The organism is Marinococcus halotolerans DSM 16375, assembly GCF_000420725.1.
GTDB classification, from domain to species: Bacteria; Bacillota; Bacilli; order Bacillales; family Marinococcaceae; genus Marinococcus; species Marinococcus halotolerans.
In genome coordinates, this window is the sequence record NZ_ATVM01000014.1 from 16,473 (window position 1) to 41,802 (window position 25,330).

At 51.4% G+C, this 25,330-nt stretch carries 24 protein-coding genes; 15 read left to right on the forward strand and 9 right to left on the reverse strand.

The window, feature by feature from the left end; all coding sequences use genetic code 11:
* Positions 1-8 precede the first annotated feature (8 nt).
* The 4 genes from G548_RS0110715 (at position 9) to G548_RS0110730 (ending at position 4,089) form a co-directional block, all read left to right on the forward strand.
* Positions 9-1,517 carry a UDP-glucose--hexose-1-phosphate uridylyltransferase gene (locus G548_RS0110715; RefSeq protein ID WP_022794159.1) on the forward strand — a complete coding sequence of 503 codons (1,509 nt, stop codon included), beginning with the start codon at positions 9-11 and terminating at the stop codon, positions 1,515-1,517.
* A 15-nt stretch (positions 1,518-1,532) separates the two neighbouring features.
* Complete coding sequence (locus G548_RS0110720) at positions 1,533-2,534, forward strand: LacI family DNA-binding transcriptional regulator (RefSeq protein WP_022794160.1); 1,002 nt, start codon at positions 1,533-1,535, stop codon at positions 2,532-2,534.
* Positions 2,535-2,624: 90 nt separating this feature from the next.
* On the forward strand, positions 2,625-3,194 hold the full coding sequence (locus tag G548_RS0110725; protein ID WP_022794161.1) for a DJ-1/PfpI family protein: 570 nt from the start codon (positions 2,625-2,627) through the stop codon (positions 3,192-3,194).
* Between the two features lie 97 nt (positions 3,195-3,291).
* Positions 3,292-4,089, forward strand: coding sequence for a sulfite exporter TauE/SafE family protein (locus G548_RS0110730; RefSeq protein WP_022794162.1), 798 nt, complete (start codon positions 3,292-3,294; stop codon positions 4,087-4,089).
* A gap of 44 nt (positions 4,090-4,133) precedes the next feature.
* On the opposite strand, the gene G548_RS0110735 is transcribed toward G548_RS0110730, so the two are convergent.
* The 6 genes from G548_RS0110735 to G548_RS0110760 all read right to left on the reverse strand — a co-directional run bounded on the left by G548_RS0110735 (position 4,134) and on the right by G548_RS0110760 (position 11,562).
* Entirely contained in the window at positions 4,134-6,143 is a 2,010-nt protein-coding gene (locus tag G548_RS0110735) for a methyl-accepting chemotaxis protein (protein WP_169435244.1), read from the reverse strand.
* Positions 6,144-6,279: 136 nt separating this feature from the next.
* On the reverse strand, positions 6,280-7,068 hold the full coding sequence (locus tag G548_RS0110740) for an ABC transporter permease (protein WP_022794164.1): 789 nt from the start codon (positions 7,066-7,068) through the stop codon (positions 6,280-6,282).
* Positions 7,065-7,703 (reverse strand): ABC transporter ATP-binding protein, encoded by a 639-nt coding sequence (locus tag G548_RS0110745; RefSeq protein WP_027847351.1) that lies wholly within the window; start codon positions 7,701-7,703, stop codon positions 7,065-7,067. The genes G548_RS0110740 and G548_RS0110745 overlap by 4 nt, the downstream gene beginning before the upstream one ends.
* 101 nt (positions 7,704-7,804) lie before the next feature.
* On the reverse strand, positions 7,805-8,896 hold the full coding sequence (locus tag G548_RS0110750) for a copper resistance D family protein (protein ID WP_022794166.1): 1,092 nt from the start codon (positions 8,894-8,896) through the stop codon (positions 7,805-7,807).
* The gene (locus tag G548_RS17945) at positions 8,893-9,468 is read right to left on the reverse strand and encodes a copper resistance CopC family protein (protein ID WP_022794167.1); all 576 of its coding nucleotides are present in this window, start codon (positions 9,466-9,468) and stop codon (positions 8,893-8,895) included. Before G548_RS17945 ends, G548_RS0110750 begins: the two co-directional genes overlap by 4 nt.
* A 162-nt stretch (positions 9,469-9,630) precedes the next feature.
* Complete coding sequence (locus tag G548_RS0110760) at positions 9,631-11,562, reverse strand: BglG family transcription antiterminator (RefSeq protein WP_022794168.1); 1,932 nt, start codon at positions 11,560-11,562, stop codon at positions 9,631-9,633.
* A gap of 228 nt (positions 11,563-11,790) precedes the next feature.
* Between G548_RS0110760 and G548_RS0110765 the strand changes: the two genes are divergently transcribed.
* The 8 genes from G548_RS0110765 (at position 11,791) to aroA (ending at position 18,902) form a co-directional block, all read left to right on the forward strand.
* Positions 11,791-12,102 (forward strand): PTS sugar transporter subunit IIB, encoded by a 312-nt coding sequence (locus G548_RS0110765; RefSeq protein ID WP_022794169.1) that lies wholly within the window; start codon positions 11,791-11,793, stop codon positions 12,100-12,102.
* 11 nt (positions 12,103-12,113) lie between these two features.
* On the forward strand, positions 12,114-13,433 hold the full coding sequence (celB, locus tag G548_RS0110770; RefSeq protein ID WP_022794170.1) for a PTS cellobiose transporter subunit IIC: 1,320 nt from the start codon (positions 12,114-12,116) through the stop codon (positions 13,431-13,433).
* A gap of 21 nt (positions 13,434-13,454) precedes the next feature.
* Positions 13,455-13,760, forward strand: coding sequence for a PTS lactose/cellobiose transporter subunit IIA (locus G548_RS0110775; protein WP_022794171.1), 306 nt, complete (start codon positions 13,455-13,457; stop codon positions 13,758-13,760).
* A gap of 93 nt (positions 13,761-13,853) precedes the next feature.
* Positions 13,854-15,248, forward strand: a complete 1,395-nt coding sequence (locus G548_RS0110780) for a glycoside hydrolase family 1 protein (RefSeq protein WP_022794172.1) — start codon at positions 13,854-13,856, stop codon at positions 15,246-15,248.
* A gap of 74 nt (positions 15,249-15,322) precedes the next feature.
* Positions 15,323-16,651, forward strand: coding sequence for a 6-phospho-beta-glucosidase (locus tag G548_RS0110785; protein WP_022794173.1), 1,329 nt, complete (start codon positions 15,323-15,325; stop codon positions 16,649-16,651).
* Positions 16,652-16,771: 120 nt separating this feature from the next.
* Complete coding sequence (locus G548_RS0110790; protein ID WP_022794174.1) at positions 16,772-17,113, forward strand: YolD-like family protein; 342 nt, start codon at positions 16,772-16,774, stop codon at positions 17,111-17,113.
* Positions 17,114-17,181: 68 nt separating this feature from the next.
* Positions 17,182-17,478, forward strand: a complete 297-nt coding sequence (locus tag G548_RS0110795; protein WP_022794175.1) for a DUF3995 domain-containing protein — start codon at positions 17,182-17,184, stop codon at positions 17,476-17,478.
* Positions 17,479-17,555: 77 nt separating this feature from the next.
* Positions 17,556-18,902 carry a 3-phosphoshikimate 1-carboxyvinyltransferase gene (gene aroA / locus G548_RS0110800; protein ID WP_022794176.1) on the forward strand — a complete coding sequence of 449 codons (1,347 nt, stop codon included), beginning with the start codon at positions 17,556-17,558 and terminating at the stop codon, positions 18,900-18,902.
* A 46-nt stretch (positions 18,903-18,948) separates the two neighbouring features.
* On the opposite strand, the gene G548_RS0110805 is transcribed toward aroA, so the two are convergent.
* Complete coding sequence (locus G548_RS0110805) at positions 18,949-19,278, reverse strand: four-helix bundle copper-binding protein (protein ID WP_022794177.1); 330 nt, start codon at positions 19,276-19,278, stop codon at positions 18,949-18,951.
* 111 nt (positions 19,279-19,389) lie between these two features.
* Positions 19,390-20,481: a nitric oxide synthase oxygenase gene (locus G548_RS0110810; protein ID WP_022794178.1), complete on the reverse strand. Its 1,092-nt coding sequence runs from the start codon at positions 20,479-20,481 to the stop codon at positions 19,390-19,392.
* Between the two features lie 195 nt (positions 20,482-20,676).
* On the opposite strand from G548_RS0110810, the gene G548_RS0110815 reads away from it, so the two are divergent.
* Positions 20,677-21,651: an NAD(P)H-quinone oxidoreductase gene (locus G548_RS0110815; RefSeq protein ID WP_022794179.1), complete on the forward strand. Its 975-nt coding sequence runs from the start codon at positions 20,677-20,679 to the stop codon at positions 21,649-21,651.
* Between the two features lie 38 nt (positions 21,652-21,689).
* Here the strand turns inward: G548_RS0110815 and uvsE are convergent, their stop codons facing one another.
* Entirely contained in the window at positions 21,690-22,649 is a 960-nt protein-coding gene (gene uvsE / locus G548_RS0110820; protein ID WP_027847352.1) for a UV DNA damage repair endonuclease UvsE, read from the reverse strand.
* A 170-nt stretch (positions 22,650-22,819) separates the two neighbouring features.
* Here uvsE and G548_RS0110825 point away from each other — a divergent pair, with 170 nt between their 5' ends.
* Both G548_RS0110825 and G548_RS0110830 read left to right on the forward strand, forming a co-directional pair.
* Entirely contained in the window at positions 22,820-23,719 is a 900-nt protein-coding gene (locus G548_RS0110825; RefSeq protein ID WP_022794181.1) for an ABC transporter ATP-binding protein, read from the forward strand.
* The gene (locus tag G548_RS0110830; RefSeq protein WP_022794182.1) at positions 23,716-25,320 is read left to right on the forward strand and encodes an ABC transporter permease; all 1,605 of its coding nucleotides are present in this window, start codon (positions 23,716-23,718) and stop codon (positions 25,318-25,320) included. The genes G548_RS0110825 and G548_RS0110830 overlap by 4 nt, the downstream gene beginning before the upstream one ends.
* Positions 25,321-25,330 lie beyond the last annotated feature (10 nt).

Consider the following 25,330-nt stretch of genomic DNA (forward strand, 5'->3'; position numbering starts at 1 on the left):
GAGGTGCTATGGCCATGCAGGTGGATGCAGTCATCATGTCGATCGTCGACTGGGCAGAAAAAAATAAATTAATTCATGCAGAGGATAAGGTGTATGCACGTAATCAGCTGCTGCGGGAGCTTCATCTCGAAGCGATTGATGAAAATGCAGCTGTCGAACCAAAGCCGTTTGAAGAACTGCTCGGGCAGCTCACCTCCTATATGGTGGAGACAGGGCTCGTGGAGGATCTGCTCGACAAGCGGGAACAGGCTAAGGCAGACCTTATGAATATTTTCCTTCCCCGGCCTTCCGATATCCAGCGGACCTTTAAAGAAAAGTACCGCCGGGGTCCGGTTGAAGCAACCGATTATTTTTACTGGCTGAGCCGGTGTTCCAACTATATTCAGATGGACCGGGTGGCCAAAAACGTTCATTTCCCGTACGCGTCTTCCTACGGGACGATCGATATTACAATTAATTTATCCAAGCCGGAAAAAGATCCGCGCGATATTGAAGCACAAAAGCAGAAGAGTGCATCGGTTTCGTACCCGAAATGCGTCCTGTGTAAAGAAAATGAAGGCTATCCGGGACGTATCGGCCATCCGGCCCGGTCGAATCACCGGTTAATCCGGACAGAGCTTGACGGGGAAACCTGGTATTTGCAGTACTCTCCGTATATATATTACCCGGAGCATTCCATTCTTCTCAGCGAATACCACCGGGATATGAAAATCAACCGGGAAACCTTTATCCGGCTGCTAGGATTCGTAGAACAGTTTCCGCATTATTTCATGGGATCAAATGCCGATCTTCCGGTCGTGGGCGGGTCTATTTTGTCCCATGATCACTACCAGGGGGGAAGGTATACCTTTGCCCTGGAAAAGGCAGAGCCGGAAACCGTTTTTGACGTACCGGATTATCCCGGTTTAACTGTGGAAATTGTTCACTGGCCGATGAGCGTTCTGCGGCTGCGCTCAGAGGAGCAGACAAGCGTCATTGAGGCTGCAGAAGCGGTCCGGAAAGCGTGGCAGGATTATACTGATACGGAGCTTGAGATAAAAGCTTACTCCGGCGGAGAACCGCACAATACGGTAACACCGATTGCACGGAAAAACGGCAGGGCCTGGGAAATGGATATAGTGCTGCGCAACAACCGGAAGACAGAAGAGCACCCGTATGGCCTGTTTCATCCCCACGGGGAAGTGCATCATATCAAAAAAGAAAACATTGGACTGATCGAAGTCATGGGACTGGCTGTTCTTCCGGCAAGGCTGCTCGGTGAACTCGATCAGATCACTGAATTTGCCGCCGGGCTTGAAGAGACGGTGCCCGCCCAGCACGAGGCGTGGGCTGAGGAGCTGCGCAGTAGGCTGCTGGGACAGCCGAAGGCCGAAGTGCAGCAGGAAGTCGAACAGGCCGTGGGCAAAAAATTTATGGAGGTTTTGCATCATGCGGGCGTGTTCAAGCAGGACGCTGCCGGGCGCCGCGGATTTCTCCATTTTCTACAAGCACTTCCCTTCGCGCTCAAAGAAAAATAAAAGGAAGCTGATGACATGGCAACGATAAAGGACATTGCAAAAGAAGCCGGCGTGTCGATAGCGACCGTCTCCCGGGTGCTGAACTACGATGATACGCTGTCGGTAGCGGAAAGCACAAAGCAGCGTATTTTCCAGACCGCCGAAGCACTGAACTATAAGAAACACGCCAAACGCAAGCAGGCTGTACAGGCGGTTACCATCGTTTACTGGTATACCGAACAGGAAGAGCTCGAGGACCTGTATTACTTGTCGATCCGCCTGGGCATTGAAAAACGCTGCGACGAGCTGGGCATCCGGGCCCGGCGCCTGTTGCTTGAAGAGTTTCTCGAGCAGGAGAGTGCGGAAAGCCAGCCGGTCATCGCCGTAGGCAAATTCAGCCCGGCGCAGGCGGAGCGTCTTCAGCGTGTGAGCTCGCAGCTCGTATTTGTGGATTCCACTCCCGATGAAGAGACATTTGACTCCGTTATTGCTGATTTTCAGCGTGTGACAGAAAAAGTCCTTTCGTATCTCTGGGAGCTTGGCCATACGCGCATCGGCTATCTTGGCGGGAGGGAGTCCTACCCGTCGGAAACAACGACGATTACGGATGCACGGGAGGAAACCTTCCGCCGGCTGATGGCTGAAAAAAACGATGGCATATCCCCGTGGATGCGGACGGGCCGGTTTACTGTTCAGGACGGCTACGAATTAACAAAGAATGAACTGGCCGCTGAGACCGCAGAAACGAGACCGACAGCGTTGTTTGTGGCAAATGACACGATGGCAGTCGGATGTCTGCGTGCGCTTCATGAAGCGCAGATCAAAGTGCCGGACGATATCAGTGTAGCGAGCGTCAATGACGTCAGTGTGGCGAAATTTGTTTATCCGCCGCTTACGTCGGTGAAGGTTTACACAGAGGTAATGGGAGAAACGGCCGTGGATCTTCTGCTTGAGCGGCTCGACGGCCGGAGAACGGTTCCTAAAACGGTGCTTGTGGCTACCGAGCTGCAGAAAAGAGAAAGCTGCGGCAGGGCTTAAATTTTTTATACAGAAAACATATTTCTATTGCATCAAAAGAGGTATAAAATGTAAGTAAGCTTTCCATCAATCAGAAAAGGAGCGTGTACGATGAGTGCGAAAAGAGTATTGATCGTGGCGGGTGATGCCGTGGAAGCGCTGGAGGTGTATTACCCTTATTTTCGGTGCATGGAGGAAGGGTTTCATGTGGATCTGGCAGCAGCCAGTGTCAAAAAGCTGCATACGGTAATTCACGACTTTGAGGACTGGGAAACGTATACGGAGAAGCCGGGGTACGGCATTGAAGCGAATGTCGCTTTTGAAGATGTAAATGTCTCTGATTACGACGCGTTGATTATTCCGGGAGGAAGAGCACCCGAGCACATCCGGATGAACAATGACCTGCTTGAAATCGTGAAGCATTTCTTTGAAAAGGATAAGCCGATTGCGATTATGTGCCACGGAAGCCTTGTGCTGACCCCAATCGCAGAGGTGGCAAAAGGAAGAAAAATGACCGCTTACCAGGCCTGCAAGCCGGAAGTGGAAAGCATGGGTGCAGAATATATCAATGAAATGGATTATGTGGACAAAAACCTGGTTTCCGGGCACGCATGGCCGGATCTGCCTGCCATTATGCGGGAGTTCGTGAAACAGGTGAACGATGCCCCGGTAACAACGTAAGGCGGGGCTCAAGCCGGCCGGCTGTTTAAGCCGGCTTTTTTGATGGCTTTCCGTGCTAAAATGGAGATGGATTACATAGAAGAAAAGAGGACTGGAAATGATGGAAGCTGTTTTACTGCTGCTTACAGGCATCTTTGCCGCTGCATGTGGTTCGCTGGTCGGCCTCGGCGGGGCGTTTATTATTGTGCCGATCCTTGCGCTTTTCTTTCCGATGCCGGCCTCGGATATTGCAGGAACCTCGATGGCTGTGCTTTTGTTTACTGCTATTTCAAGCACGTGGACGTATTCAAAGCAAAAACGTATTGATTATAAAAGCGGCATCTATTTTGCGCTTGCCATGATGCCGGGTGCAGTCTTTGGCGCGTGGCTGACCCAGTTTTTTGATACGGATACGTTTTATACCGCTTTTGGCATCTTTTTATTCTGCATGGCCCTGTTTCTTTTGTTCCGTCCGAAAAACAAACAGCAAAGCGCCGGCAGACCGACCACCAGGCGGACATTTACAGATCTTACCGGCCATACATATGAATACTCATACAATCGGTGGATCGGCCTGTCGATTGCGCTGGCTGTCGGTGTTATTTCAACGTCGTTTGGTGTTGGGGGAGGCTCTGTCATGGTGCCGACCATGGTGATGCTGCTTGCTTTCCCGCCCCATATTGCAACGGCGACCTCGATGTTTTTGATGGTCCTGTCAGCCGCGGTAGGAACGGCCGCACATGCCTGGTTCGGTCACGTGCAGTGGGAGAGCGTGCTCTGGCTGGCGATTGGGGCTGTAGTCGGAGGCCAGATTGGTTCTGCGCTTGCGGCGAAGCTGCCGGGGGCTATTATTCTGCGCGTGCTTGCCGTCAGCCTCGTCTTTGTTTCGTTAAGACTGATTTTCGGAAGCTCATAAAAAGAACCCGGCTCGTGTATCGAGCCGGGTTCTTTTGTGCTGTTTTACTGGTCGTCTTCCGTGCGGAAATGGGAAACGATGGTATTTAATTCCCCGGCCATCATATTCAGTGCTTCTGCGAGAGCGTCGATTTCTTCTACCGCCTGAAGCTGCGTTTCCGAGGCTGAGGCTACGCTCTGGGAAGTGCCGGCATTGTGTTCAGAAATTGCCGATATTTCGTCGAAGGAAGCAGTGATTTCCTGAGAGCTTGCCGCCATTTGCTCCGAAGTAGCTGCTACACTTTCAAGGCGCACGCTGACTTCGTTCGTATAATCAGAAATTTCCTGAAAAGCAGCCTTCGCCTGCTCAGTCATCTGCAGGCCGTCCTGAACTTCGCCGGTTACCTGCTCCATGGAGACGGCGGACTCCTGGATTTCTGTTTGAATCGTAGTAATAATCGAAGCGATCTGGGAGGAAGAGTCCCGGGACTGCTCGGCGAGCTTGCGGACTTCTTCGGCGACGACAGCAAATCCTTTCCCGTGCTCTCCTGCCCTCGCCGCTTCAATAGCAGCGTTTAAGGCGAGCAGATTGGTCTGCTCTGAAATGGCCGTAATGACATTTAAAATATTTTCAATTTCCCGGGAGCGGGCGCTCAGCGTCTGGTTCACTTCATTGGAACGTTCGACGGAGGTATGGATGGAGCGCATTTTTTCCAGCGCCTCACTCATCGTTACGAGACCGCCGTTCGCTTTTTCTGTCGTTGAGGCTGCATGCTCGGAAATGGAGGTCGTACTGCCCGCCACTTCCTGAACGCCTTTGGAGACTTCCTCCATGGCACCGGCGCTTTCTTTAATGCTTACTGACTGCTGCTCCGAGCCCGAGGCTACCTGCTGCAGGGAGGCGTTCACTTCGGTAATGGCCTGGCTGGATTTACTGGAATTTGATAAAAGCTGTTTCGATGAGTCCTGAAGAAGACGGGAGCTCATATCAAACTGGCCGATCAGCTCCTTCAGCCTGGTGCTCATCCGGTTAAAATGCATGGCAAGCTGACCGATTTCATCCCGCTGGTTCAGCTGGATGTCCTCACCGGTTAAATCATCATCGGCTACCTGCTTTACCCGATCGGTAATTAAACGAATTGGCTTTGTAATACGGCTGGCGATCAAAACGGCAGCACCAATAATCAGCAGAGCTGCCATGCCAATAATGGCAAGCACCGTCCACTTCAGGCTGTTTGTTGCTGCGAGAATTTCCTCCATCGGCGTCAGAAAGAAAATTTTGTATCCTGCTTCCTGAACCGGGGCAGCGGAGACGAGCAATTGTTCACTGTCGTTTTCTATTGTCGTGGATGAGGCCTCCTCCTGATCCTGGGCAAGCAGTGCCTGCCAATCACTGCTGATATCAGCCTGGCCGACCGGCTGGCCGATAAGGTCCTCCTGCGGATGAAGCTGGATGACGTTTTGATTATCCACGAGAATAGGTACAGCGCTGTTTTTCTCTCCGCCCCCTGCATAACGCTCCATTAAAGCATCAAAATTAACAGAGGCAGACATGACACCGGTGATATTACCATTTGAAGCTGTTACCGGAGAAGCCACGACCACAATGCGGTTACCGGTAGCATTGGAGGTGAGAACGTCTGAGATAGTAGTCTCGCCGCTCATTCCATTCTTAAAGTAGTCCCTGTCACCGAGGTCGAGCTCCCCGATGTTTTCTTCAGTGGTGTGCGCTTCCACGATGCCGTCCGGTCCGGTAAATACGACCGTTTCAAACGTTTCATCGCGTTCAATGATCTGGTTCATCAGAGTGAGGCGGGTATCGGTATCACCGCTGCTCATATCCTGCGTTCCCGCAGCGAGCGCAATTTCATCCAGCCGTTTGACGAGCCAGCGGTCCATCTCCTCTGCCGCAGCTTCAGAAGTCATGGTCAGCTTTTCTTCTTCCTCGGCTACTACGACACTGCTGCTTTCCTGAAAGACAAAAAAAGCGACAGCCGCAGCTGGAAGCAGGCCGATCACTAAAAACCATATGAGTAATTTTTTTCGAAGATTCGGCTGTAATAATTTTTCTTTCACGTTCATCCACTCCCCCAATATGTAAACGAATACCTTCTTTTATTCATATCGGGTAAATGGAAAAAAAGTGAAGCTTTTCAAAAAAGCAGCTGCAAAGAATATATATCGCTGACATGCAGATAAAGAAGTCGTCCGGTTACTCCTTCAGCTGCATACGTTCGTTAAAATATGTCTTGTAGCCGAGCTGGGTAAATAAAATAACGCTCAGAGCGACGGCCCCGGTAATGCCGAGAAGAATAGCAATCTGGTAGCCTATTGCTGTCACGGGGTTAACGCCGGAAATAATCTGTCCGGTCATCATTCCGGGCAGAAATACGATTCCTGCGCCGACCATGCTGTTAATCGTGGGAAGAATGGCGGCATCGAAGGATTGATTCACAAGCTTCCGGGTAGCCTGGTTTGGTGTCGCTCCGAGCATGAGTGCTGCTTCCACCCGTGAGCGCTGGCTGTGCAGGTGCTCTGTCAGCGTCTGAACCCCAAGGGTAATGCCAGTCATGGAATTGCCGATAATCATCCCTGCAATTGGAATGAAATAGCGCGGGTTAAACCAAGGAGCAAACTGGATGACTACAAAGTTGAAATACAGCAGGCTCAGGATGGTGCCGATACTCATTGATACAGCAATTGCCCGCTTCATTTCCCGGGTCAGGGGACCACGAACGCGCTGAAAAATGTTCCAGATTGCAAAGCCGAGCATAAAAAGCACGATCAGCGACGTGAGCCAGGGGCTCGGGTTTTCAAATAAAAACATGAGCACGTAGCCCATTAACAGCAGCTGAAACGTCATACGGAGCGAAGAAATGAGTATTTCTTTTTCCCGTGGGATTTTCCGCCAGCGCACAATCGCAAGCAGAAGAACGATAAATACGTAGGCGGCAAGAATCTGCCAGAACGACAGCTCGATAATCGAGGTGTTTTCAGTCATGATTTCAGCCCTCCCCCGCTGGTAAATGAATCTGCATGAACGATATGGTCGGCAAAGTGCTCGGCCATGGCGGTCGCATGGCTGATGAAAATAACTCCCTTGGCAGAACGTCGTGCTTCAGCCAGAAACCGTTCCATGACGTTCCATTCCATATCTTCATCGAGCGCTGATGTCGGTTCGTCGAGTAAATAGACATCGGGGCCTGCAAGAAGCAGGCGGGCGAGAGAGAGGCGCTGCTGTTCCCCGCCGGACAGATTTTCGGCAGGGTCACGGAGATTTTTATCAAGCATGCACTGCTGCGCCGCAGCGACGAGCTTTTCCTCAGAAGCTTCCTCTCTGCCGCTGAACAGTCTTCCAGCCCGAAGATTTTCAGCTACTGTTTCCCCAAACAGCACGGGCTGCTGCGGAAGCATCATCACCTGCCTGCGCAGCTCTGTTGGTTCCCAGTCGGTGTATGGTTTTCCCTGGTAGGAAACGGCGCCGCTCTCCGGGGTGACCAGATAATTGAGCAGACGCAGAAGAGTTGATTTTCCCGAGCCGCTTGGCCCCGTGACAGCAGTGACAGTATCGGCGGGGATGGTCAGCTGTTTCGTGTTAATAATGCTTTTATACTTTACGTCGTTTAACTGAAACATAAAACGGCTCCTTTCATTAAAATTATTACCCGGAAATAACCGATAGGAAAATAAAAAAGCACTCATGAACATTTCCATGAGCGCTTGGGCAGAATGCCTGCTCAGGCGAAATCGAGAATATATACGAGACCGGTATATGCACTAAGCACAAACATACAGCCGAGAACGAAAACGCTGAACGGCGAGCGTCCGCGGTGAAAGCTCTGTACCATCAGGTATAAAAATCCAATGGATAACAGCACGCTTAAAATGGTGATGGGATGCAGCTGCAGCTGAAAGGAAGCACTATCCGGCATGGACGCAGGGTAGAGCACATGAAACAAAAAGGCCGGGTTTTCATAGTGCAGACTGCCGCCTGGCTCCTGCTCGGTCATAAAAGCGGTAATGACAAAGATAAGTACGGCGGTCAGGCTTTCCGCCCGCAGCCACGGCCGCGGATTATAATCTGTGACCTGCTGCAGGCGTCTGCGGATGAATATTCCGTTAAAAAGCGCAAAAATGAGAATAACAATATAAAACAAATGCTTCCATATGAGCGCTTCGCCGTATGGAAGAGCCCATGAACCGATAAATGGGTCTGTCAGCAGCTGACCCATGATGACGCCGGTAAAGGCGATAATGATGACACACATGACGGCGATCAGGGTGAACCATTCCAGAAAAGAAGCCCATTGCTTATAGGAAACGCCAAACCAGCTGACCATCAACAGCGTGCCGATCCAAAGACTCACGGCAAGCAGATGGAAAAAGTGAAGCGTTCCGCCAATGAGCGGAATCGCGTTGGCAGCGTGGCCGGATGCTCCCAGAGCACCAATCATACCCATGATAAGAACGAGGCCGACGACGGCAGCAGCGCGCGGCATGCCGGTGGAATGAAAGAAAAGAATAAATATCCCGAGCAGAAAAAAGCTCAGGACAAACAGCACTACCCAGCTCTGGCCTACTTCGTACTGGAACAATATGCGTTCAAGGGCGCCGAAAAAAGGCATATCCCTGCCAGAAGCTATCGTGCGGGTGAGCTGGGCGATGGGCACGAAGGAAACGAGGGGCAGGAGGGCTGCGGCTGCTGCCGGAACGAAAAACGGGATAGAAAGCGTCGGCCGGTGCGTGGCAGGGATAAGCTGAAGCACAAGCGTACCGGCGAGCACAGCAAAAAACAAATACTGCAGAGCGTTACCTGCTGCAAGAATCATGTCCGGCGCTTAAGGCGGAACAGGAATAGGGCCACAATGGCAACTACGAGACCGAGGCCGATCACTCCAATGGTTATGCCGAACCCGGAGCCGGCTTCTTCTTCATTAATGGCGCTTTCGGTTTCACCGTCGGCGTTTTCCTCCGCTCCTTCCGCGTTGTTTTCAGAAGAGGAGTTGTCATTGGAGGTCGCTGCTTCTTCTTCGGATGTTTCTTCTTCGGCTGCTTCTTCTACAGTAAAGGAAGAGCTGTCCTCCATAATATGGCCGTCTTCACTGACAATATCAAAAGAGGCTTCGTATTCTCCAGCCTCGAGCGGCTCTTCCATTGCCACATTCAATTGGTCTTCAGGCTCGATGGAAACATCGGCAGTTTCCACGTCATTTCCTTCTGCATCTTTGACCGTAACCCCGTTGTAGTCTTCAATAGGACCGTCAAAATAAAACGTGATGTCTTCGGGTGCTTCCACTGTGGCTCCGTCTTCAGGATCGGAGCTTTCGAGGTGTGTATGTGCTTCAGCCACTGCGGGCGAAAGCAGGAAACCTGCGGCTAAGCAGGCGATTAAACGGCGCATAAGTTTTTTCCTCCTTTTATATGAACGAAAACGTGATTATAGACGTCTTCTTCCTTTATAAAAAAGAATACGTTCGAAAAGGAGGAAAGGATGTGAATAATTTACGAAAATCGTTTTTAAGGAAAAAAGGCAGAGAGGGGTCGTTCTCTCTGTCTGATCAAATCAGGAGGATGCAAGGAGCTGGAGAAACCCTTCAGCAGTTTCTGCTTTTAACAGCCTTTGAATTAATTTCGGCTGTTCAATCACCCGGCCGAGCAGCTCATACATCTCCTGAAGGTCTTCGGTGCTGTCTTTTTTGACATTTAACAGGCACACAAGCTGGACAGGACGCTCGCCCCAGCGAACAGGTTTATCGAGCGTACAGAAGGCTAAAAAGGTCTCCTCTGTCTTTGGCGTGACCGGATGGGGGATGGCGACAAGGTTGCCAAAGGCAGTGGCAGCCACGTTCTCCCGTTCAAGGACAGAGTCGAGAAAACCATCATCAATTAAGTGCCGGGCAGACAGCTCCTGTTCGAAAAACGTGAGTATCTGCCGAGTGGTGGAAAACGGCTGGTGTAAAAAAACGAGAGACTCCCGTAAATACGTACGGATGGCGGGCTCTTTGGAAATAAATCCCTCAATGGTGCGAAGATCAGTTTCGCTTAAAATCGTATTTACCTGAAGAACCGGGACAGGCAGATCGTCGTAAATCGGGACCGAGCTGATAATAACGTCGATATGGTCAAAATTCATCTCCCGCAGACGGTAATATTCTGTTGTTCCCTGGATGTGAAGACGCCTTCCAAATTTTGCCTGGAGCCGGTAGTAGAGCAGCTGGGCGCTGCCGCGGCCGGAGGCACAGACAATCAGGCAGCGGGCAGGCGTCGTTTCCATTTTACTGCGCTCAAGAGCGGCACCGATATGAAGAGCCAGATAACCGATTTCGTTTTCATCAATACGTATATCGTAGTGCTCTTCAAGAGCGATGCCGGCGACGACTCCGGCTTCAAAGGCGAGCGGATAGTTAGCCTTAATATCGGCAAGCATCGGATTGCGCACGTTCATATTGTAACGGAACCGGCTGATGGCCGGCTGCAGATGAAGGGCAAGGGCAACGATAAGCTCCTGATCGTGCTGGAGCTTCAGATGCAGCTCCTTGTCGATATGAGCGAGCAGAAAAGTGACCATATCGTACGTATCGGAATCAAGAGAGTTCTTTACTGTTTCAACAGTGTCATCTTCATTGTCGAACAGGCGGGTGCCGAGCAGGTGAAGCGTAATATAGGCAATTTCTTCCTCCGGGAACGATACCTGCCAGGTCTGGTTGATTTCTTCAACAATATTTTTGGCCACCTGGTATTCACGCTTTTGTGTCAGCTCATCAAATTCTGCGTGATACATCGATACGTAATACTCGTCCTGAATGCGCTGGTAGGCAATCAGAATATGGTTAAATAAATTGTGCAGGGCAATATCAGATAAAGAAATATGCTGAATTTTAATCTGCCTTAAAATAATGCTCCAGATGCTTTTTCTTTCTTGTTCGGAAAGGTGCAGAAAAGGCAGCGACTGATCGTGGCGCGGCTGCTCATTCTGCCGGTCGAAGATATATTCAGCGATGCAAAAACGCAGGCGCATCTCGCTTCCCTGCAGGTGCAGGCCGTCATTGGCAGTACGTTCGAGAGCAATATTATACTCCTTTAAAATCTCCCTTACCTTTTTCAGGTCGTTCTGTACCGTAGAACGGCTTACAAACATTTCATTGGCAAGCTCATCCAGCTTGATGAAGGAACTGGCAAGAAGAAGCCGCTGGATCAGATACGAAACCCGTTCTTCGGGCAGGCTGGGAAGAGCCTGGGAATCAGGGGCTGCCGGCTGCAGATACTCCTTCACATATGCCCGGAACTTATCATTGTCGATGATTTTCAGCTGGTATCCCTTTCCTTTAATGGCTTCAATTTCTGCTCCGTGCAACTGGAGCGTTGTCTGAAGTTCTTTGATGTCCTCCCGGACGGTCCGGCTCGACACCTGGTGCAAAGACGCCAGATAGCTTCCGGTCACCGGGACGCCGCTCGCAACTAATTCTCTTAAAATGCTGTTGCTGCGTGTAGTCATATTTCTTCCCCCCCTTAAAGGTGAACACGTATGTAAGCGCTGTAGAAAAAATGCATAGTCTACAGTGCGTAATTAGGGATACTATAAAAGTAGCACAAAAGAAGCAGGAAAGAAGTGCAAATCATTTCCGCTTCCTAACGGAAGAACATTCTCTATCTATGAAAGCGCTATTTTATTATATTGAATATATCAACCGCACATCATTTTATTTTAATTGGAGGAATATCAATGAATATTTTATTAGCATGCTCCGCTGGAATGTCGACAAGCCTTCTTGTGTCAAAAATGAAAGAAGCAGCCGATGAGCAGGGGGTTCAGGCAGAAATATGGGCAGCAGCCCAGGATAAAGCACCGGAAGAAATCAAAAAGGCAGATGTGCTTTTGATCGGCCCGCAGATGCGCTTTATGAAGAAAAAATTCGGCAAGGTTGCTGATGAGCAGGGAATTCCGCTTGATATTATTGATTCCGTTGCTTACGGACGTGTAGACGGAAAAGCTGTACTTGATCACGCCATGAAGCTGTTAAACGAGCAAAAATAGGGGGGAGACACATGAATCGTTTTATGGAGGTATTGGAAAATATTCTGATGCCGATCGCTGAGAAGTTAAACAACAACCGTCATCTGACGGCTTTGCGCGACGGGTTTTTGATTGCCCTGCCGTTAATCATTTTTGGCTCCATTTTAGTTGTTCTCGCCAATTTTCCTTTTCTGGACCAACTGATTGGCGAAGACGCCTATGCAGCCTATCAGGCGGCACTTGGACCGGCTTCGGCGTCCACGCTTAGTATTATGGGACTTTTTGTTATCGTCGGTATAGGGTATAAATTAACAGCCTCTTACGGCGTGGAAGCACTCTACGGCGGGGTTGTTGCTCTGGCTGGTTTTATCATATTAACACCGCAGACCTTCGAGGGTGTGGAAGGGGTCATCCCGACATCCACCCTCGGGGCGGAAGGCATGTTTGTCGGTATACTGACCGCGTTTCTCGCGGCCGAGCTGTACCGCTACTTTGTACAGAAAAACCTGACGATTAAAATGCCGGCCGGGGTTCCGGACGCTGTGTCGAGATCGTTTAGTGCCTTAATTCCAGTGTCATTGACCTTATCAGTATTTCTTGCCATCCGCATTTTGTTCAGCTTCACCCCGTTTGAATCTGCTCAGAACTTTATTTATACCGTTTTACAGGAGCCGTTAACCGCGCTTGGAAGCGGGCTTCCGGCTACGATCATTGCGGTTCTGATGATTCAGGTATTCTGGTTTTTCGGCCTGCACGGGCAGATTCTGGTCAACTCCGTGTTCGACCCAATCTGGTATGCGCTGAACGAGCAGAACCTGAGCGCCTTCCAGGCAGGAGAAGAGCTTCCAAATGTTGTAACCAAACAATTTATTGATACCTTTATTGTAGGGATGGGCGGCTCCGGCATGACGCTTGCGATCGTGCTCTGGCTTTTCATGCTCGCACGCAGCAAACAGGCGAAGCAGCTCGGCAAAGTCGGCGGTCCTCCAGGGTTCTTCAACGTCAACGAACCGATTATTTTCGGACTGCCGATCATCATGAACCCGCTGGTATTAATCCCGTGGCTGGTGGCTCCGGTCGTGATTGCAGTCATAACGTACGTAACGATGTCAATCGGCCTGGTGCCAAAGCCGGCAGGAATCATTGTTCCGTGGACCACCCCGATTTTCTTAAGTGGATTTCTGGCTACAGGGAACGCCTGGCAGGGAGCGGTCCTGCAGCTGTTTAACCTGGCCGTGGTGTTTGTCATATGGTTTCCGTTCCTTCGGATTCTGGACCGCCAGTATTTCCGGAACGAAGTAGAAGCAGAAAAAGAAACGACAAATGCAGAAAACAAGCAAAAAAGCGGTTAAATCAAGATAGGAGTGGAGAATATGGAAGCGTTAACAGAAACAGCGTTTCAGATTATATTATACGCTGGCAACGGCAAAGCAAACGCCATGGAAGCGATCCAGGAAGCGAAGGCTGGAAATTTCGACCGCGCAGAAGAACTGATCAAGGAAGCAGGAGAAGAGCTCGGAAAAGCACATTCCTATCAGACAGACCTGCTCACGAAAGAAGCGAGCGGTGAAGACTTTTCCGTGAATGTCATGCTGATTCACTCACAGGATCATCTGATGACCTCCATGACGGTCAGAGACCTGGCGGGAGAGATCGTGGAAGTGTACCGCACCCGTTAAGCATAAAAAGGGACCCGGCAAAAAGAAAAAACGAGCCGGGGCCCTGCTTGTTGTAAAACATATACAGGCACAACCATTTTAGGAGGTACCACTATGGCAGAGCAGTTCACGTTTCCAAAAGGATTCTGGTGGGGGGCGGCCACATCCGCCACTCAGATCGAAGGCGCCGCAACTGAAGGCGGCAAAGGGAAAAATATTTGGGATCAATGGTTCGAAGAAGAGCCGAATCGCTTTTTTAACGGGGTGGGCCCTGGCGTCACGTCCGATTTTTACCACCAGTACAAGGACGACATCGCCCGGATGAAGGATATTCATTTTAATTCCTTTCGCTTGTCGATCTCCTGGTCCCGCCTGATCCCGGACGGCTCCGGGGAAGTGAACCAGGAAGCGGTCGACTTTTACAACAATGTTATCAACGAAATGATTGCGCAGGACGTGGAGCCATTTGTCTGTTTATATCATTTTGATATGCCGATGGCGATGCAGGAGATTGGCGGCTGGGAAAACAGGGAGACAGCGGAGCACTTTGGCCGCTATGCCGGCATCTGCTTTGATCTGTTCGGCGACCGGGTGAAAAAATGGTTTACGCACAATGAGCCAATTGTTCCGGTGGAGGGCGGCTACATGTATGACTTTCACTATCCTAACGTCGTCGATATGAAGCGGGCGGCTCAGGTGGGCTATCATACGCTCCTGTCCCACGTGTTTGCGGTGAAAGCTTTTCGTGAAAAGGACCGCGCCGGAGGAGAAATCGGCGTTATTTTGAACCTGACCCCTTCCTATCCAAGAAGCAGCCATCCGGCAGATCTGAAGGCTTCCCGGATTGCAGATTTATTTTTTAACCGGAGCTTTCTCGATCCCACCGTGCTCGGGGAATACCCGCAGGAGCTGATTGAACTGCTCGGGGAGCACGGGGTGCTTCCGGATACCGAGAGCGGGGACAAAGAGCTGATTAAGGAAGGAAAAGTCGACCTACTGGGCGTGAACTACTACCAGCCGCGCCGGGTCAAAGCAAAGGAAAACCTTCCGAACCCGGGCGCTCCAATACTGCCCGAGTGGTTTTTCGACCATTACGAAATGCCCGGCCGGAAAATGAACCCGTACCGCGGATGGGAAATTTATCCGAAGGGTGTATACGACATCATGATGAATCTCCGGGATAACTACGGAAATATTCCGTCGTTCATTTCTGAAAACGGCATGGGGGTTCAGGACGAGGCCCGTTTTATGGAAAACGGCATGATTCAGGATGATTACCGCATTGAGTTCATCCAGGATCATCTCGAATGGCTGCACCGGGCAATCGAAGAAGGCGCTAACGCCAAAGGGTACCATCTCTGGTCGTTTATCGATAACTGGTCGTGGATGAATGCCTACAAAAACCGCTACGGCTATTTTTCCGTCAATATCGACACGCAGGAGCGCACGCCGAAAAAGAGCGCCTACTGGATCACTGCCGTCCACAAAAATAACGGATTCGAAAAATAGCATTACGGGGCCGTCTGTCTACACGCAGGCGGCCTGGTCTGTATAAAGACACGCAGAAAAAAAGGAGCGAGACGATGAAGGAAGGCATTAAGATTGTAACAATTGGCGGTGGCTCGAGCTATACGCCGGAGCTTGTGGAGGGATTTATTAAAAGGCATCACGAACTGCCGGTGAAGGAGCTGTGGCTCGTGGATATTCCGGAAGGAAAAGAAAAGCTGGAGATCGTAGGAAAACTCGCCCAGCGTATGGCAGCTGAAGCAGGTATCGATATGACAGTGCATCTTTCCTACAGCCGGGAGGAAGCGCTGCCGGGGGCGGATTTTGTCACCACTCAGTTTCGGGTCGGCATGCTTGAAGCCCGGGCGAAGGACGAGCGGATTCCGCTGTCCTACGGCGTGATCGGCCAGGAAACGAACGGGCCGGGCGGATTGTTTAAAGGACTGCGGACCATTCCGGTTATTATTGACATTGTCCATGACATCGAGCGGCTGTGTCCGGACGCATGGCTTGTAAACTTTACGAATCCGGCCGGCATGGTGACAGAAGCGGTGCTGCGCTATACGAACCATGAACGTATTGTCGGCCTCTGCAACGTGCCGGTAGGAATGCAGATGGGCGTGGCTGAAGCACTTGGAGTGGACGGCAGTCGCGTACACATTGACTTTGCCGGGCTGAATCACATGGTGTACGGGCTGAACATTTATCTCGACGGCGAAGATGTAAAACAGCAGGCGCTCGAAGCGGTGGCAGATCCTGCGAATGCCGCCACCATGAAAAATATCGCAGCGCTCGGATGGGAGCCGGATTTCATCCGGGCTCTGCAGGTGCTGCCCTGCCCGTATCACCGGTATTACTACAAAACAGAAGAAATGCTGGCCGAGGAACAGGCGGCCGCCGGGGAGACCGGCACCCGGGCGGAAGTCGTCCAGGGGGTGGAGGAGGAGCTTTTTGCCCTCTACGGCGATGAAGCACTCAGGTCGAAGCCGGAGCAGCTGGAGCAGCGCGGCGGGGCTTATTACAGCGAAGCGGCATGCAGCCTGATCAATTCGATATATAATGACACCCGGGATATCCAGCCGGTCAGCACGAGAAACCGCGGCGCTATTGCCGGGATTCCGGCAGAGTCGGCGGTGGAAATCAGCTCCGTTATCACAAAGGACGGTCCGAGGCCCGTGGCTGTCGGAGAGCTTCCGGTGGCAGTCCAGGGACTCGTGCAACAGATCAAGTCGTTTGAACGGGTAGCTGCTGAAGCAGCGGTGACGGGAAACTACGGGACGGCTCTTCTGGCGATGACTATTAATCCTCTCGTTCCGTCTGACACAAAAGCAAAACAGATGCTTGATGACATGCTCGAAGCCCATCGGGAGCATCTGCCGCAGTTTTTCCAGACAGAAAAGGCTTAAAACGAAGAAGGTCTCCTAAATCAGGAGGCCTTTTTGTCAGAAAAAAATTTCCATATTTTAAAGATAAACCACAAAAAGAACAAACGTTCGTGTATACTAAAGCGAAAGGAGGCGTTACGGATGAAAGAAAACAAATTAACCCCGGGGTCGAATATGCGATGGGAATCCAGCCGGATGATTCTGCCGGAGCACCGGGAAATGTGGCTGCGTCACCAAAAAGAGGACCGGATGAAATTCAGGCCCCTCTGGGACGAGCAGCAGCTTGAGGAGTTTTCCCACCGCCTTCACGAAGCTGCGGCGGCTGGAGTGGAAGTAACGCTTCATGTGTTTGATCCTTATGCAGAAATAAAGATGACCGGAAAAATTCTGCATCTGGACGAGCTGAACAAAACAATTAAAATAGAAGCAGGCGGGGACGTCCGGCATATTGGTGTGCAGGACATTATGGACCTGGAGACGTAAAAGCATGTTTTTAAAATATACCTGAGGGAAAGAAAGGCAAGAAAAGAACCCAAAAGGGAGCGAATGAAATGAAGGACAAAAAATTCAGCAGAATTTCCTTAACGTCTTCCCTGGGAGGTGTCGGGCTGATTGCTGTATCTGTCATTGTTTCAGCCGTTTTTTCCCTTCCTGACAGCAGTCCCTTCGTGCCGTTATTCGGATCGCTGCTGACGATCGGGATTCTGCTGCTGGCGCTCAGTGCATTTATGAGCATGATTGCTTTTTCGCGCCGCGAGCCGGGATGGATGAAGCTGAGCGGCTGGATTGTTATGGCGGTGCTTCTGCTCTGGTTTATGGTCAGTCCGGCACTTACCGGGATAGTATAAGCCTTCGAAAAACGCTGGTTGCGCGCAGTACTGGTTCGTGGTGTAATGTAGAAAAAGATGCAGAGGACGGATGTTTTATGAGTACACCAGATTTTCGGGCCCGCTCGCCGTGGGCATCATTAACAGATGTAGACAAAGTACACGTTTCTCCAGTTTCACCTGGATCGATTCAGACCTCTTTGACGGTGCCGGGAAGCAAAAGCTTTACGAATCGGGCACTAATTATGGCTGCTCTCGCCGAAGGCACGTCCACCCTTTCAGGCATTTTAAAAAGCGACGACTCGTACTGGTGCCTTGGCGCTTTGCGGGCGCTTGGCGTAAAGTCCGAAGTAGAGGGTGATACGGTGACGATCCACGGATGTGGGGGCCGGTGGCCGGAGGAGAACGCAGAGCTTTACATAGGTGCTGCCGGTACTACGGCCCGTTTCCTTCCGGGGCCGCTTGCAGCAGCCGGGAGCGGAGTTTACAAAGTGGAAGCGAGCAAACGAATGAGTGAACGTCCGGTGGAGCCGTTAATGGAAGCCCTGGAAACGCTCGGAGCCGATGTTCATTACATAGATAAAAAAGGATTTTATCCGCTTGAAATCCATGCGGGCGGGCTCCCCGGTAAAGAAGTGACCATCTCCGGCAAATTATCGAGCCAGTTTATCAGCGGGCTGCTTTTGACGGGTGCCTATACAGAGGAAGGCCTGCGTATCCGGATTCCGGATTACATTGTGCAGCATGCGTATGTACACATTACGCTCGATTTAATGAATCAGTTCGGGGTGCCGGTTACATACAACGAGGATTTAACCGACATGCAGGTACCGGCAAAGAGCTTTCAGGGCCGGAGCATGGCGCTTGAAGCAGATGCGTCGACAGCCAGCTACTTTATGGCACTGGCGGCACTCACGGCCGGAACGGTCCGTATTAATAATTTAACAATGGACACCAATCAGCCGGATATAGGAATGGTGGATGTGTTCGAAAAAATGGGCTGCCGCGTGGAAAAGGGTGACACCTACATTGAAGTCACAGGTCCGGAACAGCTTTCGGGCGGGTTTGAGCTCAGCATGAAGGAAATGTCTGATCAGACGCTGACCGTTGCTGCCTTGGCTCCGTTTGCCGACGCCCCGATTACGGTCCGGGATGTGGAGCATATCCGTCATCACGAATCAGACCGCATTCACGCAGCGTGTACAGAGCTCCAGAAAATGGGCATCCGGGTGGATGAATACTCGGACGGCCTGAAAATATACCCGGGAACGCCGATTGGCGTATCGCTTCATTCGTACGATGATCACCGGGTGGCTATGGCCCTTTCGCTGATTGGGGCGAAGGTGCCCGGAATCTATATTGAAGATCCGGGATGCGTGTCAAAAACGTGTCCAACCTTCTATGACTTGTTTGAAGCAGCCGGTGTACCGGTGAAATTTTCATAAAAAAGAAGCCCTCTCCGCTTTTAGGAGGGGGCTTCTAGCGCAGAAATTATGATGCGGCAAGCTCCCGGCAGGCTTTTTCACAGCGGTAGCAGGCATCTGCGCAGTCTTTGCAATGCTGATGATCGTGCTTGGCGCATTCATCCCCGCATGCTTTGCACGCCTCTGCACAAAGCTGAGCAGTCTCTTTCATCAACGGGCTGTTGGACTGGATGGCTTTAGCCGTCAGGGCACAAATGTCCGCGCATTCGCGGTCAAGACGTATACATTCGGCCATCATTTTCACGTCGTCCTCCTGCAGGCAGTCGTTAAAGCACTGATTGCACTGCTTCATACATTCGATGCAGGCTTCGAGGCATTCCTTCTGTGCAGCGTTCACACTCATCATCCTTTCTCATATTAGGTGCTGGTATAGGGGTTCCCGGCAGGGGTATTTATTCAAACGTAAAATATGTGGAAGCAGGAAGGCTTCACCTGCTTCTTTGTATCATTATTTATAGGGATGCTGCTGGTAAAAGAAATTCGGGGTGTGCATGATATTGCGGTAGGAGCTGTGAAAAATATGAGTAGCGGCCGGCGATACCGGCGGGATCAGCCATGTCCAGTCACCGGTTACTTCCCGGCCTGCTTTTTGCTCCTGCTGCTCAAACCGGCCAAACTGCGAAGCAGCCGTGTGATGATCCACCATGCTGACGCCTGCTTTTTTATACGAATGCAGCACGGCGCGGTTCAGTTCGACAAGCGCCCGGTCCTTCCATAAACTTCCCGCATACGTCCGGTCGATGCCAAGCGCGTCTGCAACCTGCGGGAGCATATTGTAGCGATCCTCGTCTGCGAGGTTCCGGGCCCCAATCTCGGTTTCCATGTACCAGCCGTTAAACGGAGCGGCCGTATACGTGATGCCGCCGATTTCCATTTTCATATCCGAAACAATCGGCACGGCGTACCATTTTAAACCGAGCGTGGAAAAAGCATCGCTATCCGGATGGGTAATCGGTACTTCGAGTACTTCTTCGGCCTTCAACGGGAACCACTGGGGAGCGCCTTCGTTTACCTGAACGACCAGGGGAAGAAGGTCAAAGGATGTTTCTTCGCCCCTCCATCCCAGTGATTCACAGTACTTTGTGAAAGCAGCAGACTGCGGGTCGCCAATGATTTCTCCGTCCCGCTCGTAGCCGGCGTAGCGGATCAGCTGGTAGTTCCATATACGCATCCGCTCCTCCCCGTTTTTGACCGAAGGAAATACAGAGATCGTGGGAATAATTTTCCCGCCGTTTTCTGCGTAACGGATATGGTGGCGAAGCGCCCTGGCCGCCTGTTCTCCGGTACGCACGTCCCGGCAGTCGATGACCTGCAGGCTTTTCCAGAAAAACCGGCCGATGCAGCGGTTGCTGTTGCGCCAGGAGACCTTCGCTCCAAATGCCAGCTCCTCAAACGTATGTTCATAATGCCCGGAAGCTTCAATCTCCTGCTCTACGTTTTCCCAGCGCGCCTGAAAAATTTCCGCTAGCTGGTCTGTTTCCCGGTAATACTGCTCTAAAAATGCGTATGCGTCCTGTTTTAATTTTTCTATATTAGTCATTATTTGTCTGCACCTCAGCTTTTGCCTTTTTTCCAGTATAAAGGTATCAACTGCTATTATCGAAAAATCAATCTTACAAAAGCTATTTCCCGGGAAATAAACAGCTGTGGCAATGACAGATAAATGTACGAGTTGACACGTTCTTCAAGGAAGCGAATACTGGAAACGAAAAATAAAGGGAAGCGAGTGATAGCAATGAAAGCAGTAATTACTACAGAAAACGGCGGACCAGAGGTACTGCAGATTCAGGATCGTGAGGCTCCGAAGCCGGAGATGGACGAGGTGCTGATCAGGGTGAAGGCAGCAGCCGTGAACCGGACCGATATTTTAAACCGGGAGGGCAAGGCCGGATATATCGAAAACCCGGTGCTCGGCATTGAAGTGGCTGGCGTGGTGGAAGAAGCAGGCACTGAGAACCCGTTTTCGCCGGGCGACCGGGTAATGGGGCTCGTAAATGGCGGCGGCTACGCAGAGTATGCTGTTATGAGGGCCGACCGGGTGATGCGGATACCGGAGGCGTACACGTATGCTGAAGCAGCGGCCGTGCCGGAGGTATTCTTAACGGCCTATCAGACGCTTTATTGGATCGGGCACCTGAATCAGCACGAAGCCGTCCTCGTTCATGCCGGGGGAAGCGGTGTGGGCACAGCGGCTATACAGCTAGCCACCCAGCTTTCCTCGGCCCGGGTAATTACCACCGCCGGGTCAGCGGAAAAGCTGGCATTCACCCAAAAGCTTGGCGCAGATGTCTGCATTAACTATAAAGAACAGAATTTTGAGGAGGAGGTACTTGCAGCTACTGGCGATCAGGGAGTAAACGTGATTTTGGATTTTGTCGGAGCCTCGTACTGGGAACAGAACCTAAAAAGCATTCAAACTGACGGCCGATGGGTGTTGATTGGCGTGCTTGGCGGGGCGAACGTGCCGAACGTGAATCTGATGAAGCTTTTAATGAAGCGCGTGCAGCTGACAGGGACGCTCCTTACGCCGCGGAGCGACGAATATAAAGCCGAGCTGAGCAGGGATTTTGTGAAGCATGCGATGCCGCATCTTGAGGACGGCTCCATTCGTCCTATCGTAGACACGGTATTTTCATTTGAACAGATCGCGGATGCGCACCGGCATATGCAGGATAATAAAAACATCGGAAAAATCATATTGGAATGGTAGAAAAAAAGAGCCTGAACCCAGGCTCTTTTTTATGCTCTTTATTTCCACTGGAGCTCTGCCCCGCCGGTGCGTGTCACGTTCCGCCGCGAAGCGAGGTCTTCGACAAGCTGCAGAAGCGCATAGTCCTTCTGCTTTGCTTCAATCATCCCGTCAATAGGCTCGCCGATCTGCTTTAAGGCCTGCAAAAACGGAAGATTAAACTCCGGATCCACGTAATCGGCATGGCTGCGGAAGGCCTCGGACGATTTCGGCGAGGAAAGATGGATTTTCGGCCGGCTGTCGGTATGGGCCCACGTATCGATGAACCGGGGCAGCAGCTCCTCCAGACGTTCATCCCCGGAATGGTTGGCCTCGAAGTGATGGTAATCAAACATCATTGGAATATTTTCCTGTTCACAGACAGCGAGCACGTCGCCTGCAGTGTATGTCTTATCATCATTTTCGAGCGTCATCCGTGCCTTGATTTTTCCGGGCAGCTGCTGAAGGTTTTCGTGAAACCGTGCCACTGCCGCTTTTTTGTCTCCATAGGCTCCCCCGACGTGCAGGTTGATCCATGCCCTTTGTTCAAGACCCATTGCTTCGAGCATATGGTAATGATACTCCATGTCCTGTACGGCATTGGCGGTGACATGCGGCTTGTCGCTTGTAAATAACGTAAACTGGTTCGGATGAAAGCTTGGGCGGATATTGTGTTCACGCACGAGTCTGCCGATTTCCTTGTATAAATCCGCAAAAGGCGTTATGTAATCCCAGGCGGCGTCTTCATGCGTAGCGAGCGGCGCAAGCGAGGAAGAAAAACGGTACAAAGGAATGTCGTGGGCGATATTGTAGTGAAGCATGCGGATCGTATGCTCCAGGTTTAAACGGGTAACCTCCCGCAGCTTATCCTCGCGGCTTTCGGGGTCCATCTTCTGCCAGCGCGTCAGTGTCATTGTTTTTCCCGGGGAAGCGTTCCAGAGAGCGAGAGCCTGAGATACGTATCCGAGTCGTAAAGTCATCATATACATACTGCCTCCATTTTCAGTTCTTTGTTCCACATACCCAAAAACTCGCAGGCGTAGTCTTTAAAAGCAGAGAATTAATTAAATAAATCGTGACTTAATTGAACGAATATTGTAAAATAGTTTAAACGATAATAATAAAAACGTTCAATTTAGGGGGTGTAGACGTGAATGAACTGGTGAAATTAGAGGGCGTGTCAAAATATTTTGGGAAGCATGCGGCGCTTGAGCATGTGGATTTGACGATCCAAAACGGAGAAACGATAGGGTTTTTAGGTCCAAACGGCTCAGGAAAGTCCACCACGATCCGGGTAATGCTCGGTCTGCTGAAAAAAAGCGGCGGTGAAGTGAAGCTGTTTGGCAAAGATGCGTGGACCGGGGCCGTAGATATCCATAAACGGGTAGCTTACGTACCGGGTGATGTGAACGTCTGGCCGAATTTAACCGGCGGCCAGGTGATTGATGTTCTCGGGAAGCTGCACGGTAAATTTAATGAGGAGAAACGCCAGCAGCTGATTGAACGCTTTCAACTCGACCCGCGGAAAAAAAGCAAAACGTATTCGAAGGGAAACCGGCAGAAGCTCGCGCTCATTACGGCGTTCGCCTCGGAAGCGGACCTGTATATTTTTGACGAACCGACCTCGGGCCTGGACCCGTTAATGGCCTCCATCTTCCGGGAGTGCGTACGGGAGCTAAAGCACGAAGGAAAGGCCGTACTGCTTTCGAGCCACATACTCGCAGAGGTGGAGGAGCTGTGTGATCGGGTCAGCATTATTAAAGAAGGAAAAATTATTGAATCCGGAACGCTTGAGGAGCTGCGGCATTTAACGCGTATTTCCATTACGGCAGAAACGAAGGAGACGGTCGCTTCTTTAGTGGAACGGAGCGATGTTCACCAGTGGGAAGCAGACGGTTCGAAGGTGCACTTTTACGTGGACGTGGAAGGGCTGGCGCCGGTCATGCAGAAGCTCGCGGCAGCAGGCGTGGTTTCATTGGAATCAAGGCCGCCGACGCTTGAAGAGATTTTTCTTCGCCATTATGAATCGAAGGCAGGGGAAGCAGGATGAACATGTCAGTGTTCACAGGAACAGGCACTCTGTTTCGGATAATGATCCGGAAAGAAAGAGTTCGGCTGTCTATTTGGATCGTTTCGATTTCGGTGCTGTTTCTGCTCAGTATTCTCAGCTTTCCGGAAACGTATCCGACACAGGAAGACCGGCAGGGCCGGGCGCTTCTTTTAGAAAGTCCGGCACTCCGGGCGATGGCCGGGCCCGGCTACGGGATTGAGAATTATACGTTCGGTGCGATGATTACAAATGAGATGTTTTTATACGTGGCGGTCGCAGCTGCGTTTATGAGTATTTTCATGATTGTCCGCAATACAAGAGCAGAAGAGGAAAGCGGACTATCGGAGCTTGTGAAAGCAGGAGCTGTCGGCCGGGTCAGTATGTCTGCCGCTGCTTTTTTACTGATGGTGCTCTCAAATCTTTTCATCGCCGTCATTATCATCATCGGTATGCCTTATACGATAGAGGGACTCAGCTGGGAAGGGGCTTCAGCTTTCGGAATCGGGGTCGCCGGTGTCGGGATCATGTTTGGCACCATCAGCCTGTTGATGGCTCAGGTGAGTGAAAGTGCTGGAGCAGCGTCCGGCATCAGCTCTGCGCTGCTTGGCCTGGCATTTTTGTTCCGGGCTGTCGGCGACGTGGCTTCTGTAGATGCGTGGCGGTGGCTGTCTCCAATTGGATGGGGGCAGGCCATGCGCGCCTTCGTGGACGAGCGCTGGTGGCCGCTCGGCTTGTTTGGCGGGGGTATTATACTACTCGCAGTGGCGGCCATTTATGTAGACTACCGCCGGGACGACGGGGCTGGTGTGCTGCGGGTACAGGGCGGAAAAGCCCGGGCCGGGGGCGGTCTGACCCACCTGCTTGGGCTGCAGAGCTTTTTATTTCGTTGGGTTTTTCTGAGTTGGGCAGCCGGAGCGGCTCTGTACGGAGTGGCGATGGGGGCCATAAGTGAAGAAGCTGCTGACTTTTTTGCGGATAATCCAATTGGAGAAGATTTTCTCGTACAGGCCGAGGGTGCTACGCTTGCAGAATCGCTATTTGCCACTTATATGGCATTTCTTGCAATGCTTGCAGCAGGCTATGCTCTGCAGGTGATGACCAAAATGCTCCGGGAGGAGAAGAGCGGCCGGGGAGAAATCCTGCTGGTTCAGTCTGTGCCGCGTCCGCGGTGGATGCTTGATTATCTCCTGATTTCCTGCGTGGGCAGTTTTATGCTGCTTGTGATCAGCGGCATAGGTGCCGGGGCGCTTTACGGCTACTACACTGACAGTGCAGACGGGGCATGGAAGGTGTTTTTCGCTGCCATCGCCCAGACGCCGGCTGTCTGGGTGTTTGTTGGCCTGGCGGCTTTGCTGATGGGCCTGTGGCCTAAGGCGCTGTCACTCGTCTGGCTTGTGTATACAGCGTTTACCCTGATCGGGCTTATTGGGCCGCTGCTTCAGCTGCCGGAATGGGTGAGCGATATTTCACCATACGCCCAGATTCCGGGCGTGCCTGCAGAGGAGTGGACAGTCTGGTCGACCGTCATTCTTCTGGCAGTATTCGCTGTTTTTACGGTCGTCGGAATGTATACAATTAGAAAAAGAGATTTGGTCATTTAAAGAAAGGAAA

What these genes read in the sequence shown, in the direction of transcription:
- G548_RS0110765 (WP_022794169.1), top strand. Translation starts at nt 11,791, where the DNA reads ATGAATATTTTATTAGCATGCTCCGCTGGAATGTCGACAAGCCTTCTT.
- G548_RS17945 (WP_022794167.1), bottom strand. Translation starts at nt 9,468, where the DNA reads ATGCGCCGTTTAATCGCCTGCTTAGCCGCAGGTTTCCTGCTTTCGCCC.
- G548_RS0110830 (WP_022794182.1), top strand. Translation starts at nt 23,716, where the DNA reads ATGAACATGTCAGTGTTCACAGGAACAGGCACTCTGTTTCGGATAATG.
- G548_RS0110740 (WP_022794164.1), bottom strand. Translation starts at nt 7,068, where the DNA reads ATGACTGAAAACACCTCGATTATCGAGCTGTCGTTCTGGCAGATTCTT.
- G548_RS0110715 (WP_022794159.1), top strand. Translation starts at nt 9, where the DNA reads ATGGCCATGCAGGTGGATGCAGTCATCATGTCGATCGTCGACTGGGCA.
- G548_RS0110810 (WP_022794178.1), bottom strand. Translation starts at nt 20,481, where the DNA reads ATGACTAATATAGAAAAATTAAAACAGGACGCATACGCATTTTTAGAG.
- G548_RS0110795 (WP_022794175.1), top strand. Translation starts at nt 17,182, where the DNA reads ATGAAGGACAAAAAATTCAGCAGAATTTCCTTAACGTCTTCCCTGGGA.
- aroA (WP_022794176.1), top strand. Translation starts at nt 17,556, where the DNA reads ATGAGTACACCAGATTTTCGGGCCCGCTCGCCGTGGGCATCATTAACA.
- G548_RS0110815 (WP_022794179.1), top strand. Translation starts at nt 20,677, where the DNA reads ATGAAAGCAGTAATTACTACAGAAAACGGCGGACCAGAGGTACTGCAG.
- G548_RS0110775 (WP_022794171.1), top strand. Translation starts at nt 13,455, where the DNA reads ATGGAAGCGTTAACAGAAACAGCGTTTCAGATTATATTATACGCTGGC.
- uvsE (WP_027847352.1), bottom strand. Translation starts at nt 22,649, where the DNA reads ATGACTTTACGACTCGGATACGTATCTCAGGCTCTCGCTCTCTGGAAC.
- G548_RS0110730 (WP_022794162.1), top strand. Translation starts at nt 3,292, where the DNA reads ATGATGGAAGCTGTTTTACTGCTGCTTACAGGCATCTTTGCCGCTGCA.
- G548_RS0110790 (WP_022794174.1), top strand. Translation starts at nt 16,772, where the DNA reads ATGAAAGAAAACAAATTAACCCCGGGGTCGAATATGCGATGGGAATCC.
- G548_RS0110725 (WP_022794161.1), top strand. Translation starts at nt 2,625, where the DNA reads ATGAGTGCGAAAAGAGTATTGATCGTGGCGGGTGATGCCGTGGAAGCG.
- G548_RS0110750 (WP_022794166.1), bottom strand. Translation starts at nt 8,896, where the DNA reads ATGATTCTTGCAGCAGGTAACGCTCTGCAGTATTTGTTTTTTGCTGTG.
- G548_RS0110780 (WP_022794172.1), top strand. Translation starts at nt 13,854, where the DNA reads ATGGCAGAGCAGTTCACGTTTCCAAAAGGATTCTGGTGGGGGGCGGCC.
- celB (WP_022794170.1), top strand. Translation starts at nt 12,114, where the DNA reads ATGAATCGTTTTATGGAGGTATTGGAAAATATTCTGATGCCGATCGCT.
- G548_RS0110785 (WP_022794173.1), top strand. Translation starts at nt 15,323, where the DNA reads ATGAAGGAAGGCATTAAGATTGTAACAATTGGCGGTGGCTCGAGCTAT.
- G548_RS0110720 (WP_022794160.1), top strand. Translation starts at nt 1,533, where the DNA reads ATGGCAACGATAAAGGACATTGCAAAAGAAGCCGGCGTGTCGATAGCG.
- G548_RS0110760 (WP_022794168.1), bottom strand. Translation starts at nt 11,562, where the DNA reads ATGACTACACGCAGCAACAGCATTTTAAGAGAATTAGTTGCGAGCGGC.
- G548_RS0110745 (WP_027847351.1), bottom strand. Translation starts at nt 7,703, where the DNA reads ATGTTTCAGTTAAACGACGTAAAGTATAAAAGCATTATTAACACGAAA.